Origin of the sequence: Pseudomonas sp. KCJK9016, from assembly GCF_046231795.1 — a bacterium.
In the GTDB taxonomy this organism is placed as follows: Bacteria; Pseudomonadota; Gammaproteobacteria; order Pseudomonadales; family Pseudomonadaceae; genus Aquipseudomonas; species Aquipseudomonas bananamidigenes.
Map to the genome: position 1 here is coordinate 115773 of NZ_JBJJMM010000008.1, position 18149 is coordinate 133921.

The 18149-nt window shown below is 59.1% G+C and carries 16 protein-coding genes and 5 tRNA genes; 8 read left to right on the plus strand and 13 right to left on the minus strand.

The window, feature by feature from the left end:
- Positions 1–25: 25 nt before the first annotated feature.
- From ACK6BI_RS10135 to gltX, 8 genes are all read right to left on the minus strand, one after another.
- On the minus strand, positions 26–487 hold the full coding sequence (locus ACK6BI_RS10135; protein WP_409316970.1) for an acyl-CoA thioesterase: 462 nt from the start codon (positions 485–487) through the stop codon (positions 26–28).
- 47 nt (positions 488–534) lie between these two features.
- Positions 535–1368, minus strand: coding sequence for an alpha/beta fold hydrolase (locus ACK6BI_RS10140; RefSeq protein WP_409316971.1), 834 nt, complete (start codon positions 1366–1368; stop codon positions 535–537).
- 30 nt (positions 1369–1398) lie between these two features.
- Positions 1399–1938, minus strand: a complete 540-nt coding sequence (locus ACK6BI_RS10145; RefSeq protein WP_065261386.1) for a TetR/AcrR family transcriptional regulator — start codon at positions 1936–1938, stop codon at positions 1399–1401.
- Positions 1939–2119: 181 nt separating this feature from the next.
- Positions 2120–2195 (minus strand) — tRNA-Glu (locus ACK6BI_RS10150).
- 78 nt (positions 2196–2273) lie between these two features.
- Positions 2274–2349: transfer RNA gene (locus ACK6BI_RS10155), tRNA-Ala, on the minus strand.
- 53 nt (positions 2350–2402) lie between these two features.
- A tRNA-Glu gene (locus tag ACK6BI_RS10160) sits at positions 2403–2478 on the minus strand.
- 78 nt (positions 2479–2556) lie between these two features.
- Positions 2557–2632 (minus strand) — tRNA-Ala (locus ACK6BI_RS10165).
- 202 nt (positions 2633–2834) lie between these two features.
- Positions 2835–4316, minus strand: a complete 1482-nt coding sequence (gene gltX, locus ACK6BI_RS10170) for a glutamate--tRNA ligase (RefSeq protein WP_409316972.1) — start codon at positions 4314–4316, stop codon at positions 2835–2837.
- Positions 4317–4546: 230 nt separating this feature from the next.
- On the opposite strand from gltX, the gene ACK6BI_RS10175 reads away from it, so the two are divergent.
- The gene (locus ACK6BI_RS10175) at positions 4547–5596 is read left to right on the plus strand and encodes an HlyD family secretion protein (RefSeq protein WP_409316973.1); all 1050 of its coding nucleotides are present in this window, start codon (positions 4547–4549) and stop codon (positions 5594–5596) included.
- 49 nt (positions 5597–5645) lie between these two features.
- The gene (locus tag ACK6BI_RS10180) at positions 5646–7136 is read left to right on the plus strand and encodes an MDR family MFS transporter (protein WP_409317030.1); all 1491 of its coding nucleotides are present in this window, start codon (positions 5646–5648) and stop codon (positions 7134–7136) included.
- A gap of 41 nt (positions 7137–7177) precedes the next feature.
- Here ACK6BI_RS10180 and uvrB read toward each other — a convergent pair whose 3' ends face one another.
- Positions 7178–9193 carry an excinuclease ABC subunit UvrB gene (uvrB, locus tag ACK6BI_RS10185; RefSeq protein ID WP_409316974.1) on the minus strand — a complete coding sequence of 672 codons (2016 nt, stop codon included), beginning with the start codon at positions 9191–9193 and terminating at the stop codon, positions 7178–7180.
- Between the two features lie 337 nt (positions 9194–9530).
- On the opposite strand from uvrB, the gene ACK6BI_RS10190 reads away from it, so the two are divergent.
- From ACK6BI_RS10190 to ACK6BI_RS10200, 3 genes are all read left to right on the plus strand, one after another.
- Entirely contained in the window at positions 9531–10727 is a 1197-nt protein-coding gene (locus ACK6BI_RS10190) for an amino acid aminotransferase (RefSeq protein WP_409316975.1), read from the plus strand.
- A gap of 110 nt (positions 10728–10837) precedes the next feature.
- The gene (locus ACK6BI_RS10195) at positions 10838–11038 is read left to right on the plus strand and encodes a hypothetical protein (protein WP_409316976.1); all 201 of its coding nucleotides are present in this window, start codon (positions 10838–10840) and stop codon (positions 11036–11038) included.
- 70 nt (positions 11039–11108) lie between these two features.
- Positions 11109–11184, plus strand: a tRNA-Asn gene (locus tag ACK6BI_RS10200).
- Positions 11185–11307: 123 nt separating this feature from the next.
- Here ACK6BI_RS10200 and ACK6BI_RS10205 read toward each other — a convergent pair.
- Positions 11308–12828, minus strand: coding sequence for a nucleobase:cation symporter-2 family protein (locus ACK6BI_RS10205; RefSeq protein ID WP_409316977.1), 1521 nt, complete (start codon positions 12826–12828; stop codon positions 11308–11310).
- A gap of 257 nt (positions 12829–13085) precedes the next feature.
- Between ACK6BI_RS10205 and ACK6BI_RS10210 the strand changes: the two genes are divergently transcribed.
- Complete coding sequence (locus ACK6BI_RS10210; RefSeq protein ID WP_409316978.1) at positions 13086–13370, plus strand: BrnT family toxin; 285 nt, start codon at positions 13086–13088, stop codon at positions 13368–13370.
- Positions 13371–13373: 3 nt separating this feature from the next.
- The gene (locus ACK6BI_RS10215; RefSeq protein WP_409316979.1) at positions 13374–13703 is read left to right on the plus strand and encodes a BrnA antitoxin family protein; all 330 of its coding nucleotides are present in this window, start codon (positions 13374–13376) and stop codon (positions 13701–13703) included.
- 3 nt (positions 13704–13706) lie between these two features.
- Here ACK6BI_RS10215 and ACK6BI_RS10220 read toward each other — a convergent pair whose 3' ends face one another.
- The 3 genes from ACK6BI_RS10220 to ACK6BI_RS10230 form a co-directional block, all read right to left on the minus strand.
- Positions 13707–14534, minus strand: coding sequence for an arylamine N-acetyltransferase family protein (locus ACK6BI_RS10220; protein ID WP_409316980.1), 828 nt, complete (start codon positions 14532–14534; stop codon positions 13707–13709).
- Between the two features lie 132 nt (positions 14535–14666).
- Complete coding sequence (locus ACK6BI_RS10225) at positions 14667–16109, minus strand: mechanosensitive ion channel domain-containing protein (protein WP_409316981.1); 1443 nt, start codon at positions 16107–16109, stop codon at positions 14667–14669.
- Positions 16110–16255: 146 nt separating this feature from the next.
- Positions 16256–17122, minus strand: coding sequence for a pirin family protein (locus ACK6BI_RS10230; protein ID WP_409316982.1), 867 nt, complete (start codon positions 17120–17122; stop codon positions 16256–16258).
- Positions 17123–17343: 221 nt separating this feature from the next.
- Between ACK6BI_RS10230 and dkgB the strand changes: the two genes are divergently transcribed.
- The gene (dkgB, locus tag ACK6BI_RS10235; RefSeq protein ID WP_409316983.1) at positions 17344–18147 is read left to right on the plus strand and encodes a 2,5-didehydrogluconate reductase DkgB; all 804 of its coding nucleotides are present in this window, start codon (positions 17344–17346) and stop codon (positions 18145–18147) included.
- The last annotated feature ends 2 nt before the right edge of the window (positions 18148–18149 follow it).

The window sequence follows — 18149 nt, forward strand, 5'->3', positions numbered from 1 at the left end:
CACTCAAGGAAAAACGAGCGGCAGTTTACTGGGTTTCGCGGGGTAAACCCATGCCCGCTGTCTGGATGGCCGGGCCATAGCCTTCGATGAACTCGGCAGGCATACGCTTGGGCTTGCCGGTGGACAGCTCGATGCAGACGAAGGTGGTCTGGGCGCGCAACAGCGTGGCGTTATCACTGGGGCGAACCAGTTGGAAGTGACGGGTCATTTTCAGGCGCTGATCCCAATCGACGATCCAGGTCGCCAGTTGCAGCTCGTCGCCTTCGTAGGCGGCCGCCAGGTAATCGATTTCGTGTCGTACAACGGCCATTGCCCGATCCAGACGCCGGTACTCGACCAGATCCAGACCGAGGCGCTGCGAGTGGCGCCAGGCGCAGCGTTCGAGCCAGGTCACGTACACCGCGTTGTTGGCGTGACCCAGCCCGTCGATGTCCTCGGCGCCCACTTGCAGATCAATGGTAAACGGCGTCGCCCGATCCCAGCCCATGCCCTACTCCCGGTCAGATGATTCAACCGAGGCAGTGTAACGGATGACTACGCCGATTGCCGCGCCTGAAGGCTGCGCCCGGCCAGCAGTGATAGCACACCATCAATCACCCTGGGGTCGGCCAGTACACGCTGATGGCCGCCGGACTCCAGACGCAACAATCGGCTGTCGAACCAGGATTCGTGGATCAGCCGGGATTCTTTCACCGAGACGAACGTATCGTCTTCGGCGTGCACGATCAGACCTGGCATATCCAGTTGATAGTGGGCGACGTCAAGAGTGGCGGCGCGCATGCCGACGTCCTGCTCGACCTGACGAATGAAGGCAGAACGAGCCCTGGGCGGCATCCCGACATAACGCGCAAATCCGCGCAAAACGCCCAGAATACGTGCCGGAGCGGCAATACTGACCAGGGTTTCGGTACGCAGCCCCAACTGCACCGCGAGCATGGCGCTGGCACCACCCATGGAATGGCCGATGACCGCTTGCAGCGGAGGCAGCTCGGCAGCCGCCTCGAGCATGGCGCGGGCGAACAATACGACGTTGGCTTCGCGTCCCGGCGAACGACCGTGAGCCGGACCGTCGAGTGCAACCACGGTATAACCGGCTTCGACCAGCGCGGTGATCAATGCAGCGAACTGGGTCGGCCGCCCTTCCCAGCCGTGCATCAGCAGAACTGTCGGACCTTGCCCCCAACGCAGAGCGGAGAGGCCGAAACGTAAAGTGATCCGCTCGGACTTCGCCAGCAGCGGCAATTCCCAATCCCGTGGCGCATTGGCACGCGGCGTCATGAATGCCATGCGCATTTTGCTTGCCACCAGTTTCGGCGCAAACCAGCCCAAGGTGCCATTAACACCACGAACCCACTTCAACGTGCTCATCGCTCTCTCCTCAGGCTTGCTGCCTTCAGGTCAACGCACCGCCGACTTGGCAGCGCGCAGCAATCGATCGGATAAATCACCTGGCCCCAACGCCCTTGCGAGCGCGAGGCCACCCACCATCAGAGCCACGTCGGCCAGCGCTTTGTCGGTGTCTTCGGGGCTTGACGCCAGTTGCGCAATCATCAGTTCCAGGTGTTCGTTCAGCGCTATGCGAAACGCTTCCGGCAGCCTTCCCAGTTCACCGATAGAAGCCGGAATCGGACAGGCCGAATCGCTGGAATCGCGATGCTTGCGCGACAGGTAAAACGCAGCCACCAAGGCGCGGCGCTCTTCACCGGTCAACTCGCTATCCATGTCGGCAATCAGATCCCGACGACGACTCAACAACTGTTTGAACGCCTCAAGCATCATCGCGTCCTTGCTCTCGAAGTGCGCGTAGAAGCCACCGACAGTCAGGCCGGCGGCACCCATGACTTCACCCACGCTCGGTTCGGCCGGACCGCGCTGAATCAGAGCGGCGCTGGCAGCCTTGAGGATGCGTTCGCGGGTTTGAGCTTTTTTGTCGTTCATCGTTGTCTCCGAATATTACGATTAGAATATTATTCTCATAATAATATTCTGCAAGTCGAAAGTATGACCGCTGGTCTGAAGCACAGTGTAAGGAAAAAGGAGATTTGGCCAAACGCCAGACAAACAAAAGGGCCATTCAATAATTGAATGACCCTTATAAATCCCGCAAGGCGGGTAATCGTGGCGTCCCCTAGGGGACTCGAACCCCTGTTACCGCCGTGAAAGGGCGGTGTCCTAGGCCACTAGACGAAGGGGACACAAACCTTCTATACAACTGATCAGTGCTGAGATCTGATCGATTCAAGGCCTGCGTGGCCAGACCTTGAACTGTAAATTGGTGGAGCTAGACGGGATCGAACCGTCGACCTCTTGCATGCCATGCAAGCGCTCTCCCAGCTGAGCTATAGCCCCGGATTTTTCGCCTCGCGGCGGAGCGACATTTTGCAACATCACTTCTGTAAAACTGGCGTCCCCTAGGGGACTCGAACCCCTGTTACCGCCGTGAAAGGGCGGTGTCCTAGGCCACTAGACGAAGGGGACACAAACCTTCTATACAACTGATCAACGCTGAGTGTTGATCGCTTCGAAGCCGGTGTGGCCAGACTTCGAAGTGTAAATTGGTGGAGCTAGACGGGATCGAACCGTCGACCTCTTGCATGCCATGCAAGCGCTCTCCCAGCTGAGCTATAGCCCCTCATCGTTGATGTCATCGCTGAGGACGGGGCGAATCTTAAGGGCGTATCGAAAGCCTGTCAAACTTATTTTTGAAAAATTTCAAAATTTTTTGTCGGCATAACAATCACTTACCGCCCTCCCCCCATAAATTCGGGGGAAAACGCCGAAGGACGGGATCAAAAGATCCTGACCTGCGGCGCGTCCTGCAACGTCAAACGCGATCAGGCGATAGCGCCCAACAGCTTTTCCCACTCTTTGTTTTCTTTCTTCGACACGCCGCCCAGCAGGTCAATGGCCTGGCGCAGACGGAAACGGGTCAGGTCCGGACCGAGGATTTCCATCGCATCCAGCACCGACACCGAACTTGCCTGACCGGTGATCGCCGCAAACATCAGCGGCATCGCATCACGCAGTTTCAGCTCGAGGGACTCCACCACCGCCTGAATCGTCGCCGTGATGCTGTCCTTCTCCCACTGACGCAGGCTTTCGAGTTTCCACAGGATCAACTGCATCAACTGCCGAACCTGATCACCCGAGAGCTTTTTCGATTCGAACAGTTTGGCGTCCGGGTTCACGCCACCGGCGAAGAAGAACCCGGCCAGCGGAGCAACCTGACTGAAGGTTTCGACACGCCCCTGAACGTGCGGCGCGATCTTCATCATGTATTCGGAGTTGAAGGCCCACTTCTGAATACGAGCGGCGAACTCTTCCACCGGCAGGTCACGCAACCACTGGCCGTTGAGCCACGACAGTTTCTCGATGTCGAAAATCGGCCCACCCAGCGACACACGCTTGAGGTCGAAATTGTCGACCATTTCCTGCAGCGAGAACTTCTCGCGCTCGTCCGGCATCGACCAACCCATGCGACCGAGATAGTTGAGCATCGCTTCCGGCATGAAGCCCATGCGCTCGTAAAACGTCACCGAAGTCGGGTTCTTGCGCTTGGACAATTTGCTCTTGTCCGGGTTACGCAGCAGCGGCATGTAGCAAAGCTCCGGCTGTTCCCAGCCGAAGTATTCGTAGAGCAGGATCAGTTTCGGTGCCGATGGCAGCCATTCTTCACCGCGCAGCACATGGGTGATGCCCATCAGATGGTCGTCGACCACGTTGGCCAGGAAGTACGTCGGCAGACCGTCGGTCTTCATCAGTACTTGCATGTCCATGCGATCCCACGGGATCTCGACGTCGCCACGCAGCATGTCCGGGACCACGCAAACACCTTCGGTCGGCACTTTCATGCGAATCACGTGGGGCTCGCCCGCAGCCAGACGACGGGCGACTTCTTCCTTGGACAGCAACAGTGCACGGCCGTCGTAGCGCGGGGTTTCGCCGCGCGCCATTTGTTCGGCGCGCATCTGATCCAGCTCTTCGGCGGTGCAGAAGCACGGGAAGGCGTGCCCCATGTCGACCAGTTGCTGGCAGTACTTCTGATAGATGTCGCCGCGCTCGCTCTGGCGATACGGACCGTGCGGGCCGCCGACATCCGGGCCTTCGCTCCAGTCGATGCCCAGCCAGCGCAGGGCGTCGAAGATCTGCTGTTCGGACTCGCGGGTCGAACGCAACTGGTCGGTGTCTTCGATCCGCAGGATGAACTCACCGCCATGCTGCTTGGCAAAGCAGTAGTTGAACAATGCGATGTAAGCGGTACCTACATGGGGGTCCCCGGTAGGCGATGGCGCGATGCGAGTGCGGACGGTGGTCATGGCATGTCTCGAAAAGAATGAAAAGCAAAGAACAATCAAGCGGCGAATGGTAACAGGCGACACCCGCCCCGCTCCAGCGGGCAGGGCATTTAAGCCAAGCTTGCGTCTGAAACGCCCGTTGGACGCAGTGAATGGCTGAATATCAGCAGACGGCATTTACCGCTTATCGGCTTCGTGCCAGATTCGCTTGCTGATAACTTTCCTTACAATTCCTCGACTACAGTTTGCCCATGCCTGCCCAACTCAAGCGTCGCCTGATCATTTTCGTCCTGCTTGTCCTGCTGATTGCAGGAAGCTTGTTCGCTCATTGGTTTTTCAAGGGACGATTTTATGAAAGCACTGACAACGCTTATGTCCAGGGCGAAATCACCCGCGTGTCGAGCCAGTTGAGCGCGCGCATCGACGAAGTCCTGGTGCATGACAACCAGCACGTGGAAAAAGGCCAGTTGCTGGTCCGTCTTGAAAGCGATGATTTTCGCCTCGCCGTCGATCGTGCCAATGCCGCCCTCGCCACCCGCGAAGCCGAGCGCCTGCAGGCCCAGAGCAAATTGACGCAGCAGGCCAGCCTGATCGCCGCCAGCGAAGCGCAAGTGGCCACCACGCAAGCGACACTGGGCCGCTCGCAGATCGATCTGTCCCGCGCCGAAGCCCTGCGCAAACCCGGTTTCGTTTCCGAGGAACGAGTGACCACCCTTTCCGCCGACAACCATATAGCCCGCTCGCAAGTGGCCAAGGCTCAGGCCGATGCCCAGAGTCAGCGCCAGCAGGTCAGTGCATTGAATGCGGAAATCAAACGCCTCGACGCGCAAATCGCCAACGCCCGCGCCGACCTCGCCCAGGCCGAACTGAACCTGACCCGCAGCGAAATCCATGCGCCGATCAGCGGCCTGGTCGGCCAGCGCGCCGCACGCAATGGCCAGATTGTTCAGGCCGGCGCGTATCTGCTGTCGATCGTTCCGGACGAAGACATCTGGGTGCAGGCCAACTTCAAGGAAACCCAGATTGGCCACATGCTGCCGGGCCAGAAAGCCGAACTGATCTTCGACGCCTATGGTGATACGCCGATCGAAGCGCGGGTCGACAGCCTGTTCGCCGCCTCCGGCGCGCAGTTCAGCCTGTTGCCGCCGGACAACGCCACCGGCAACTTCACAAAGGTCGTGCAACGGATTCCGGTCAAGCTGACGTTCAAAGCGGACAACCCGCTGCACGGCAAAATCCGCCCGGGCATGTCAGTCACCGCCACCGTGAATATCAAAGACGCCCCAGACAATGGCCGGTGATCAACTCATCCGCCCGGTCGGCGAGCCGACCCGACGAGACTGGATCGCGGTGATGAGCGTGATGCTCGGCGCGTTCATGGCGGTGCTCGACATTCAGATCACCAACTCATCGCTCAAGGACATTCAGGGCGCCCTGTCGGCAACGCTGGAAGAAGGCTCGTGGATTTCCACGTCTTATCTGGTGGCGGAAATCATCATGATCCCGCTGACCGCGTGGCTGGTGCAGCTGCTTTCGGCAAGGCGCCTGGCGGTGTGGGTGTCGATGGGATTTCTGATTTCATCCCTGCTGTGTTCGATGGCCTGGAGCCTCGACAGCATGATCGTATTCCGTGCCATGCAGGGTTTCACCGGTGGCGCACTGATCCCGCTGGCCTTCACCCTGACCCTGATCAAACTCCCCGAACACCACCGCGCCAAAGGCATGGCGATGTTCGCCATGACCGCCACTTTTGCCCCGTCCATCGGACCGACTCTCGGCGGCTGGCTCACGGAAAACTGGGGTTGGGAATACATTTTCTACATCAACGTGCCGCCGGGGCTGATCATGATCGCCGGGCTTATGTACGGCCTGGAAAAGAAAGAAGCTCATTGGGAACTGCTGAAAAGCACCGACTACACCGGCATTCTGACGCTGGGCGTGGGGCTCGGTTGCCTGCAGGTGTTTCTTGAAGAAGGACATCGCAAGGACTGGCTGGAATCGAGCCTGATCGTGACGCTGGGCAGCATCGCGTTGTTGAGCCTCATTACCTTCGTGATCGTGCAGATTTCCAAACCCAACCCGCTGATCAACCTGGGCATCCTGCGCAATCGCAACTTCGGTCTGTCGAGCATTTCCAGCCTGGGCATGGGCGTCGGGCTGTACGGCTCGATCTACCTGCTGCCGCTGTATCTGGCGCAGATCCAGAATTACAACGCCCTGCAGATCGGCGAAGTGATCATGTGGATGGGCGTACCACAGCTGTTTCTGATTCCGTTGGTGCCGAAACTGATGAAGTTTGTGTCACCCAAATGGCTATGTACTTTGGGGTTCGGACTGTTTGGTCTGGCGAGTTTCTCCTCCGGCGTGCTCAACCCTGACTTTGCCGGGCCGCAGTTCAACCAGATCCAGATCATCCGCGCCCTCGGCCAGCCGCTGATCATGGTCACCATTTCGCTGATCGCCACGGCATACATCCAGCCCCAGGACGCGGGCTCGGCGTCGAGTCTGTTCAACATCCTGCGCAACCTGGGCGGCGCTATCGGCATCGCCCTGCTCGCCACCCTGCTGGATGCGCGCACCAAGACTTACTTCGATTATTTGCGCGAAGCGGTGGTGCCGACCAATCCGCAGGTGGCCGAACGTCTGGCGTCGATGACCGACCGTTTTGGCAGTGACACGGCGGCGCTGGGGAAACTGAGCGAGATTGTCCATCAGCAGGCGCTGATCATGGCCTACAACGACGCGTTTCATTTTGTCGGGATTGCGCTGGGGATCAGCATGCTGGCTATTTTGTTGACCAGGAAACTGCCCGCCGGCCTGAAGGCCGGCGAAGCTCACTGAGACCGGACTGCTCGCGATGGGGCACTGTCAGGCGCTGAAGTTCAAACAGCCAAAAGATGCTCGCGCAACTTGGCAATCTCGTCGCGCATCTGCGCCGCCGCTTCGAATTCCAGATCGCGGGCCAACTGGTACATCTTCTCCTCCAGCTGTCGGATGCGCTTGGTAATCTCGCTCGGCGAGCGCAGTTCGGCCTCGTATTTGGCGTTTTCCTCGGCAGCCTTGGCCATGCCCTTGCGCTTCTTGCTCCGCGAGCCTGGCACGGTGGCGCCTTCCATGATGTCCGCCACGTCCTTGAAAACGCCCTTCGGCGTAATGCCGTTGGCCAGGTTGAAAGCGATCTGTTTTTCGCGGCGACGCTCGGTCTCGCCAATGGCGCGCTCCATCGAACCGGTGATGTGATCCGCATAGAGAATCGCCCGCCCATTGAGGTTACGGGCCGCTCGGCCAATGGTCTGGATCAATGAGCGTTCGGAACGCAGAAAGCCTTCTTTGTCGGCATCGAGAATCGCCACCAGTGACACTTCCGGCATGTCCAGGCCTTCTCGCAACAGGTTGATCCCCACCAGCACATCGAACGTACCAAGACGCAGGTCGCGGATGATTTCGACCCGTTCGACGGTGTCGATGTCCGAGTGCAGATAACGCACACGAATGCCGTGGTCAGCCAGGTAGTCCGTCAGATCTTCGGCCATGCGTTTGGTCAGCGTGGTGACCAGCACCCTCTCCTCCAAGGCTACACGCTTGGTGATTTCCGAAAGCAGATCATCAACCTGGGTCAGCGCCGGACGCACTTCGACCTGCGGGTCGACCAGACCGGTCGGCCGTACGACTTGCTCGATCACCCGTCCGGCGTGCTCGGCTTCGTAATTGCCGGGCGTGGCGGAGACGAAGATCGTCTGCGGGCTCACCCCTTCCCACTCGTCGAAACGCATCGGCCGGTTGTCCAGCGCCGAGGGCAGACGAAAGCCGTATTCCACCAGGGTTTCCTTGCGCGAACGGTCGCCCTTATACATCGCGCCGACCTGCGGCACGCTGACGTGGGATTCGTCGATCACCAGCAAGGCATCGGCGGGCAGATAGTCGTAGAGCGTTGGCGGTGCCGCGCCGGCCGGACGCCCCGACAAATAGCGCGAGTAGTTTTCGATGCCGTTGCAGTAGCCGAGTTCGAGGATCATCTCCAGGTCGAACCGGGTGCGCTGTTCCAGGCGCTGGGCCTCGACCAGTTTGTTGTTGTTGCGCAGGTATTCCAGGCGCTCTTGCAATTCGACCTTGATCCCTTCGATGGCATCGAGCAGGGTTTCCCGGGGCGTCACGTAGTGGCTCTTCGGGTAGAAGGTGAAACGCGGCAGTTTGCGGATGACCTCGCCGGTCAGCGGGTCGAACGCGGAAATGCTCTCCACTTCGTCATCGAACAACTCGATACGGATGGCTTCGAGATCGGATTCGGCTGGAAAGATATCGATCACATCGCCGCGTACACGGAATGTGGCCCGGGCGAAATCCATGTCATTGCGGGTGTATTGCAGGTCGGCCAGGCGTCGCACCAGTGCGCGTTGATCGAGTTTGTCGCCGCGATCGACGTGCAACACCATTTTCAGATAGGTTTCCGGGCTGCCCAGACCGTAGATGCACGACACCGTGGTGACGATGATCGCGTCCTTGCGTTCCAGCAATGCCTTGGTCGCCGACAGACGCATCTGCTCGATGTGATCGTTGATCGACGCATCCTTCTCAATAAAGGTGTCGGACGACGGCACATAGGCTTCGGGCTGGTAGTAGTCGTAGTAGGAAACGAAATATTCGACGGCGTTGTTCGGGAAGAACGACTTGAACTCGCCATACAACTGCGCGGCCAGGGTCTTGTTCGGCGCCAGCACCAGGGTCGGACGCTGCACCTGGGCAATCACGTTGGCGATGCTGAAGGTCTTGCCCGAACCGGTCACACCGAGCAGCGTCTGGTGCGCCAGCCCGGCTTCGATGCCCTCGACCATCTGGCGAATGGCTTCAGGCTGATCGCCGGCAGGGTCGAATCGGGTGACGAGCTGGAATTCAGACATAAACACCTCTGCAATCGCGGCGCTGACGAAAAACCGCAGCACCACGAGAAAGACCGCAAACGACCAATGTCGCGCAAGGAAAAACGAAGATTGTGCTGAATGTGGAGTCGATTGCCTTGCCTTTCAAGGTAAAAGTCCTACATCCGGTAAAGTCTCCGACAAGCCCATTCGACTAACGGTCGAGAAATAATCGGAAAAACTTACCTGAAAACCTGAATCGCCTGTCGCCATTGGTCGATGATGGCCTCTATACTAGCTCCCCGTTTGTGCACCGCTCTAGTGCATTCGGCTGGAGCGTCACACGTCCCTCCACTCTCCATTTAGAGCTGCCGTAAAAATGAGCCTGTTCTCCGCTGTCGAAATGGCACCCCGCGATCCAATCCTGGGCCTCAACGAAGCATTCAACGCCGATACCCGGACCAACAAGGTCAATCTCGGGGTGGGTGTGTACTGCAACGAAGAGGGGCGAATTCCACTCCTGCGCGCCGTTATCGAAGCCGAAACCATTCGCGCTGCTCAGCACGCCTCCCGTGGCTACCTGCCGATCGACGGCATCGCAGCTTACGATCAGGCTGTGCAAAAGCTGCTGTTCGGCAATGAATCGCCGTTGCTGGCCGCTGGCCGCGTGGTTACCACTCAGGCCGTCGGCGGAACCGGCGCACTGAAAATCGGTGCCGACTTCCTCAAGCAACTGCTGCCGAATGCCGTCGTGGCCATCAGCGACCCGAGCTGGGAAAACCATCGCGCGCTGTTCGAAACCGCCGGCTTCCCGGTGCAGAACTACCGTTATTACGACGCCGCCACCCACGACGTGAACCGTGCAGGTCTGCTGGAAGACCTCAACGCACTGCCGAACGGCTCGATCATCGTGCTGCACGCCTGCTGCCACAACCCGACCGGTGTCGACCTGAGCCCGGCGGACTGGAACAACGTGCTGGAAGTGGTCAAGGCCAAAGGTCACGTGCCGTTCCTCGACATGGCTTACCAGGGTTTCGGTGACGGCATCGCCGAAGACGCCGCAGCCGTGCGCCTGTTCGCCGAATCCGACTTGACCTTCTTTGTGTCGAGCTCGTTCTCCAAGTCGTTCTCGTTGTACGGCGAGCGCGTCGGCGCCCTGTCGATCGTCAGCGAATCGAAAGAAGAAAGCGCCCGCGTGCTGTCGCAGGTCAAGCGCGTGATCCGCACCAACTACTCCAACCCGCCGACCCACGGTGCAAGCGTTGTCGCTGCAGTGCTGAACAGCCCGGAAATGCGCGCCCAATGGGAAGCCGAACTGGCCGAAATGCGCCTGCGCATTCGTGGCATGCGCGAGCAGATGGTCGCTCTGCTGGCGAAGAAAGCCCCGCAGCATGACTTCAGCTTCGTCGGTCGTCAGCGTGGCATGTTCTCCTACTCCGGCCTGACCACCGAGCAGGTTCACCGTCTGCGCAACGAGTTCGGCATCTACGCCCTGGACACCGGTCGCATCTGCGTCGCCGCGCTGAACCAGAGCAATATCGAAGTCGTGACAGACGCCATCGTTCAGGTCATCTGATCCGGCAGTACTGAAAAACGGGAAGCTCTCAGGCTTCCCGTTTTTTATTGTCAGAAGAAAAGCCTCTATACCCTCTAGACTGCATGCAAACAGGAATTCAGAGAACCGACATGAAAAACGACGATCTGCGCGCCGACCGTGACGAGCTGGACTACTATCCACCCCGCACTTCGGGCAAACGCGAGAAAAGCCTGGTGCTGCAAGTGGCGGCCGGTGTATTTCTCGGCGGTCTGGGCCTGTGGCTGGTGCAACTGGCCGCCACGGCGCTGTACGCAAAACTGCTGATGGGTACCTTTACTTTCGGTGGCTGAAAACCGTTCAGCAAAAAAATATCCGGCAAAGCTTGACTAGTCTTTTTAAATCAGTAACATACGCACCAATTCCGCAATAGCTCAGTTGGTAGAGCAAGTGACTGTTAATCACTGGGTCCCTGGTTCGAGTCCAGGTTGTGGAGCCAAATACAGAGCCCCTGAATCGAAAGATTCAGGGGCTTTTTTGTGGGCATTGAAAAAATCAGCGCCATAAAAAGGGCCGATCAGTTTTCCGACTGATCGGCCCTTTTCTGTTTCAGACACAACGGTCAGACGTGTTCGCTGCTCCTGGCATGTACCTTCGGTGCGCCATGACCGTGATCCGGCTCCAGATCGATCACCGGCACTTCGTTGCCATCGCAGTCATGGAGCTTGCCGTCGCTGAAGTAATCACCTTCGCGCAGGGCGGCCAGGTCCCGGTAACGCAGAGTCCGCTCTTCTGCCGCCGCGAACACCGACTGCTGATCCGAGTTGCCGGCGGTGAAGTGGTTGAACGCCAGGTTCAGCAGGATCGCCATGATTGCCGACGAACTGATGCCGGAATGGAAAATGGTCGCGAACCAGCTCGGAAAGTGATCGTAGAAGTTCGGCGCGGCAATCGGGATCATGCCGAAGCCGATCGAAGTGGCGACGATAATCAGGTTGACGTTGTTGCGGTAGTCAACCTTGGACAGCGTGCGGATACCGCTCGCCGCCACGGTGCCGAACAGCACGATGCCGGCACCGCCCAGAACCGAAGTCGGCACCGCCGCGATGACCCGGCCCATGAATGGCAACAGGCCGAGGATCACCAGGAAGATACCGCCGGTCGCCACCACATAACGGCTCTTGATTCCGGTTACCGCCACCAGTCCGACGTTCTGGGCGAAGGCGCTTTGGGTGAACGAGCCGAAGATCGGTGCAAACATGCTCGACAGCATGTCCGCCCGCAGCCCGTTGCCCAGTCGCCTGGAATACACTTTGGTGCCGATGATTTCACCGACTGCCAGGATGTCAGCCGAGGTTTCCACCAGGGTCACCATGACCACGATGCACATCGACAGGATCGCAGCGAAGTGGAAGGTCGGCATACCGAAGTGGAACGGTGCAGGGAAACCAAACATCGGGCCCTGGGTGACACCGGAGAAATCCGCCATGCCGAGGAACACCGCCAGCACCGTGCCGATCACCATCGCCAACAGGATCGACAGACGCGAAATGGTGGAACTGCCGATCTTGCTCAGCAACAGCACGAGCACCAGCGTAACCGCCGCCAGACCGATGTTCTGCATGCTGCCGAAGTCCGGCGAATGGCTGTTGCCACCCATGGCCCAGCGGGCGGCCACTGGCATCAGCGTCAGGCCGATGGTGGTGATCACGATGCCCGTAACCAGAGGCGGGAAGAACTTGGTAATGCGCGAGAATACCGGCGTGATCAGCAAGCCGATCAAGGACGCGGCAATGACCGCGCCAAGCACTGACTGGAAGCCGCCCTCCCCGCCACTGCTGACAATCGCCACCATCGTGGCGACACCGGAGAACGACACGCCCTGCACCAGCGGCAACTGACATCCGAAAAACGGCAGACCCAGGGTTTGCAGCAACGTGGCCAGCCCCCCCGCAAACAATGAAGCAGCAATCAACAGACCGATATCCGCCGGCGACAACCCGGCGGCCTGGCCAATGATCAGCGGCACCGCGACGATACCGCCATACATGGTCAGAACATGTTGCAGGCCGTAAGCCATATTCGCGCCGACCCCGAGATTTTCGTCCTCGGGCCGTTGGTGTGAAACATGGGGCGTTTTCATGGTGGGGGGGGTTCCCTGGTTTTTGTTATGCGCACACTGTATTCAAGAGTCGGGACAAATGTCCATAGAGTTGTATACAACTTATCAGTCACATTATGGATAGGTAGCCACCCAACCTTCTATCCCGCCGCCTACATGCCGCCACAAATCCGGCAACACATCGTTGACTGGCCCCGCGTTTTATCCACCTAGGCTGAAGTGCTCATGGCGACCGACGGTGCGCCCGCGCTCTTTTTTATACATATAAAGTATGCATAATGAAGTCATTCAAGATTCAGTTCGACAAAAGCAAGAATGCTGCCAACAAACTCAAGCACAGAGGGATCAGCCTCGCCGAGGCCGAACCGGTCTTCTACGACGAACGAGCACTGACGATTGAAGACAACGATCATGACGAGCAACGCTGGATCACTCTCGACAACGACGGCAAGGGACGTTTGCTGGTCGTTGTGTACAGCTATCGAGAGCCGAATTTGGTTCGAATCATTTCCGCGCGCAGGGCAACGCCCAGCGAGCGACGCGATTATTTTCCGGAGACTTGATCAATGAAGGATGAATACGACTTCACCCAGGGAAAACGGGGCGCCGTCGCCTCCAACAAGGGCAAGACCCGCATCACCATCATGCTCGATGATGCGGTCATCGAAGCCGCACGTACGGTCGCCGAAGACGAAGGGTTTGGCTATCAGACGGTAATCAACAACACTCTGCGCCACGCTCTGCTTAACAGCCGTGGCGATGCCGATGAACTCGAGCATTCCATTGGGCAATTCAAGAAAGGCATCACCGCCAACGACCTCAGGAGCCTTGAGAAAAAACTGTCGGCGGCCGTGAGCGAAATCCGGCGGGTACTGGAGCCGGATGCAAAACCTTAGGCTTCACGCCGGCTGGATCAAGCGCGCCAGCGCCAGACGTGCACCGGGCTGGTGCGGCAAGCGCAGGCCGAACTCCCGTTCCAGCAGTTCGATGAGCTCATCGACATCCGTCACTTCGCGCCGCTCGCTCTCGGCACCGATGCGGTGGATCGCGAAACTGCCGTTGTTCAACGTACGTCGCCAGCCATCGCCGGTGCGTGCAACCATCAGGCGCTGAACGAACGGTGAGTCCGGGTGGGTCGAGACATACCAGTTGCCGAGGGTGTAATCGATGTCTTCCTGGCGTTGCAGGTCGAACAGATACATCGGTCGCCATTCACCTGCGACACTCGCCCGCAGCATGTAGCCATCGGCCTGCACTTCGATGCGATACGGTTCGTGAGGTGTGGATTGCTCGGCTTCGGTATCGAGTACCAGCGGCGCAGTCGGCACCATGCCGCCGAAGCCGACGTCGGTGATGTAACGCACGCCTTCGATGGTCACCAGACTCAAGCGATGGGTACGCGCCGTCCAGCTGCCTTCGGGCTGATTCATGACCACTCGCCCGCTGATGCCCCGGGCATCGAAGCCCAGCTCCAGCAACAGTGCCAGGAACAGGTTGTTGAGCTCGTAGCAGTAACCACCACGGGCGTCGTTCAGAACCTTGCGTTCAATCGACGGCAGATCGATCAATACAGGTTCGCCAGTGAGCGTCGACAGATTTTCGAAAGGGAAAACACCGGTGTGGCGCAACTGCAGCAACCGCAGCGTGTCCAGGGTCGGTGCCGGATGCGTGTCGAACCCGAGTCGTTGCAGATACCGTTTCAGATTCGCCAGGCGTGGCTCGCTCATTGCTCAGTCCTTTTGCAGGGAGACGCGGATCGTTCCGCCGATGGTCCTCATGTATACGGGATCCGGGTATCGGATCGACAATTGATTTCACCAATCGCGCCTGCTGCCGGGCACGAACGCCGCTGATCCGGCTCAGGCACGACGGCGCAGCCACTGCAGGAAGCCTCTTTTCGGGACCGCTACCGGCGCTTCCTGCGTCAGCGCCTGCGCCTTGAGCAGGCGGAAGTCGAGCAGCGCCTTCATCGCATCATTGATGTCATGACGGGCATCCAGGCAAGGCTTGAGATAGGACTTCTCGATGCGATACAGGGCGCAGAACGTCTTGGCGGAAAAGTCGGCGGGCAGCGACGTGTCGGACAGAATGCCGGCCTCGCCGATCACTTCGCCCGGCCCCATGCGCCCTGATTCGAACGGTACGCCGTGGCGGCTCAAGGTCACCGAAACCACACCGGACTCGATGATGAACAAGTGATCGCTGACCTCCCCGCCCGCCAGAATGATCTCGCCGGCGCGGAAGGTTTGCAGGGCCATGTTCTGGCTGAAGGTTTCTTTCTCTTCCTGCCGCAGGGTGGAGAAAATCGGTGAGCTGTCGAGCAGCGCCCGTGGCCGCGAGAGATGGGCCGTGGCGGCAGGTTCATCGCTCGAAAGCAGGTTGACCCCGGACGCCTGCAAATGTCGGTAAGCCAGGTCGAACAGTTGATTGCGCACCGCACGCTTCTCGCCCATCGAGGCGACGAAGCCGCTGATTTCATATTCCGCGCCAGCGCTGCTCGAACTTTTCAATGCGACGCTCGGCGCCGGCGTGTCCAGCAACGGACGACAGCCTTGCATCGCCCGCTCCAGGGCGTCGATCACCGAATTCGGTCGGGCATGGGGGCTCACCTGCACGCTGACGGCAACACCGAACATGTTGCTCGGGCGGCTGAAGTTGATGATCTTGGCCTTGGCCGCCAGTGAATTGGGAATCACCGCCATGCTGCCCTGGGAAGTCTGCAGGCGCGTGGCGCGCCAGTCGATGTCGGTAACCCGGCCCTCGGTGCCGTCGATGGAAATCCAGTCATCGAGTTGATAGGGTTTGGTGGTGTTCAGGACGATCCCGGAGAACACGTCGCTCAGCGTACTCTGCAACGCCAGACCGACGATGATCGCCAGCGCCCCGGATGTCGCCAGCACGCCTTTGACCGGCAGGTCCAGCACATAGGCCAGTGCCGCAATAATGGCGATCAGAAAGATCACCGCACCCAGCAGGTCCTGCAACAGCCGCCCGGTGTGGCCGACCCGCTGCATCATCACCGCCCCGATCAACACCGTCAGGGTCCGTGCGCCGAACAGCCACCAGCCGATCTGCAGCCCGGTCGCCGCCAGATGCAGCGGCACATTGTCGGCCCACGGCGCCGGCTCCATCGGATTGAGGCCTTCGTTGAACAGCAGCACGCTGAACAGGCTGAAAATCAGCACTCGCACCAACAACTTCCATCCACTGCCCCGGGAACCGATCAGACGCCACAGGGCAAGGTCGAGCAGGATCAGGATCAACGCGCAGAACAACGGATGTTCAGTCAGCAGAGACAGCATCAAACAACTCCGACAGAGGTCAATCGCGAGAACATCGCACAGATTGGGCTTAGTGTAGGAGCAATTGATTTGGCGGGATAAGGGCTATTGAATGCCCCTCTGAAAAAAACTGTGGGAGTCAGCTCGCTGACCCCCACAATGTGGACCTACGCTGGCATCCGTCCGAACCGGCCAGACTGGAAATCAACGAACGCCTGATGAATTTCCTGCTCGGTATTCATCACGAACGGACCATGACCGACAATCGGCTCATCGATCGGTTCGCCACTGAGCAGCAACACCATCGCGTCCTCACTGGCTTCAAGTGTCAGGCGATCGCCATCTCGCTCGAACAACGCCAGTTGCCCTACGCCCGCCGACTCCTGGCCGTTGATCCGGACCGCACCACGAAGCACCACCAGCGCGGTGTTCCGGCCTTCATGCAGATCCAGCGTCAGCGACTTGCCGGCATTCAGACGCAGATCCCATACATCGATAGGCGTGAAGGTCCGGGACGGCCCCGTATGACCGTCGAACTCACCGGCGATCAGACGCAGGCAGCCGGTGTCGTCCTTGAGCGCGATGTTGGGAATGTCACTGTCCAGAATCGTCTGGTAGCCCGGCGCCGCCATTTTGTCCCTGGCGGGCAGATTGACCCACAGCTGCACCATTTCCAGCGTGCCGCCCTTGCGCGCGAAATCCGCAGAGTGAAACTCCTCGTGCAGGATTCCGGAGGCGGCGGTCATCCACTGCACATCGCCCGGGCCGATCTTGCCACCGCTGCCCGTGGAATCGCGGTGCTCCACTTCGCCGTCATAAACGATGGTCACGGTTTCGAAACCGCGGTGCGGATGCTGCCCGACACCACGTCGTTCGGTAGTCGGGGTGAACTGTGCAGGTCCTGCGTGATCGAGCAGCAGGAACGGGCTGATGTGCTTGCCCAGGTTGTCGTAGGAAAACAGCGTACGAACCGGAAACCCATCGCCGACCCAGTGGCCGCGAGGGCTGGTAAAGATACCGATGAGGTTTTTCATGGTGGGCTCCGAAATCAGGTTGATCATGGATCGATCATAAATTCGCCACGCTTTTGGCACTAGTCAGGCAAAACCGGCTTCATCGTTCTACTGATGGAACGAATATCCAACACAATGATTCGTGACTTTCAGTCAACAGTACTTTGCCCGGACAACGGTTTTTCTCACGGAAGCGGCAGCGGATACTCCTGCCCATTCCCACTGCAACCCTGGAGTCCTGCATGTCTGTTCCCGCTTTCGGCCTTGGTACGTTTCGCCTGCAAGGTCAGGTGGTCATCAATTCGGTAAGCACTGCCCTTGAGCTCGGTTACCGGGCCATCGACACCGCACAGATCTACGAAAACGAAGCCGAGGTCGGCCAGGCCATCGCCGCCAGCGGTATTGCCCGCAACGAACTGTTCATCACCAGCAAGATCTGGATCGCCAACCTGACCAAAGACCGTCTGATCGACAGTCTCAAGGAAAGCCTGCAAAAGCTGCAGACCGACTACCTCGACCTGACGCTGATCCACTGGCCATCGCCGCAAGACCAGGTACCGGTGGAGGAATTCATGGGCGCCCTGCTTGAAGCGAAGCGCCTGGGGCTGACCCGGCAGATCGGTGTATCCAACTTCACCATCGACTTGATGAAACAGGCGATTGCCGCCGTCGGTGCGGAAAACATCGCCACCAATCAGATCGAATTGCATCCGTACCTGCAAAACCGCAAGGTCGTCGAGTTCGCGCAGAGCCAGGGCATCCAGATCACCTCGTACATGACCCTGGCCTATGGCGAAGTGCTGAAGGATCCGCTGGTCGTGCAGATTGCCAAGCGTCTGCAAGCCACCCCGGCGCAAGTCACACTGGCGTGGGCGATGCAATCGGGTCATGCGGTGATTCCATCGTCGACCAAGCGCGCCAACCTGCAAGGCAACCTCGGCGCCACCGCGCTGACACTGAGCGAGGCCGACATGGCGCTGATCGCCTCTCTGGATCGCGATCATCGCCTGACCAGCCCCAAAGGCATTGCGCCGCAGTGGGACTGATC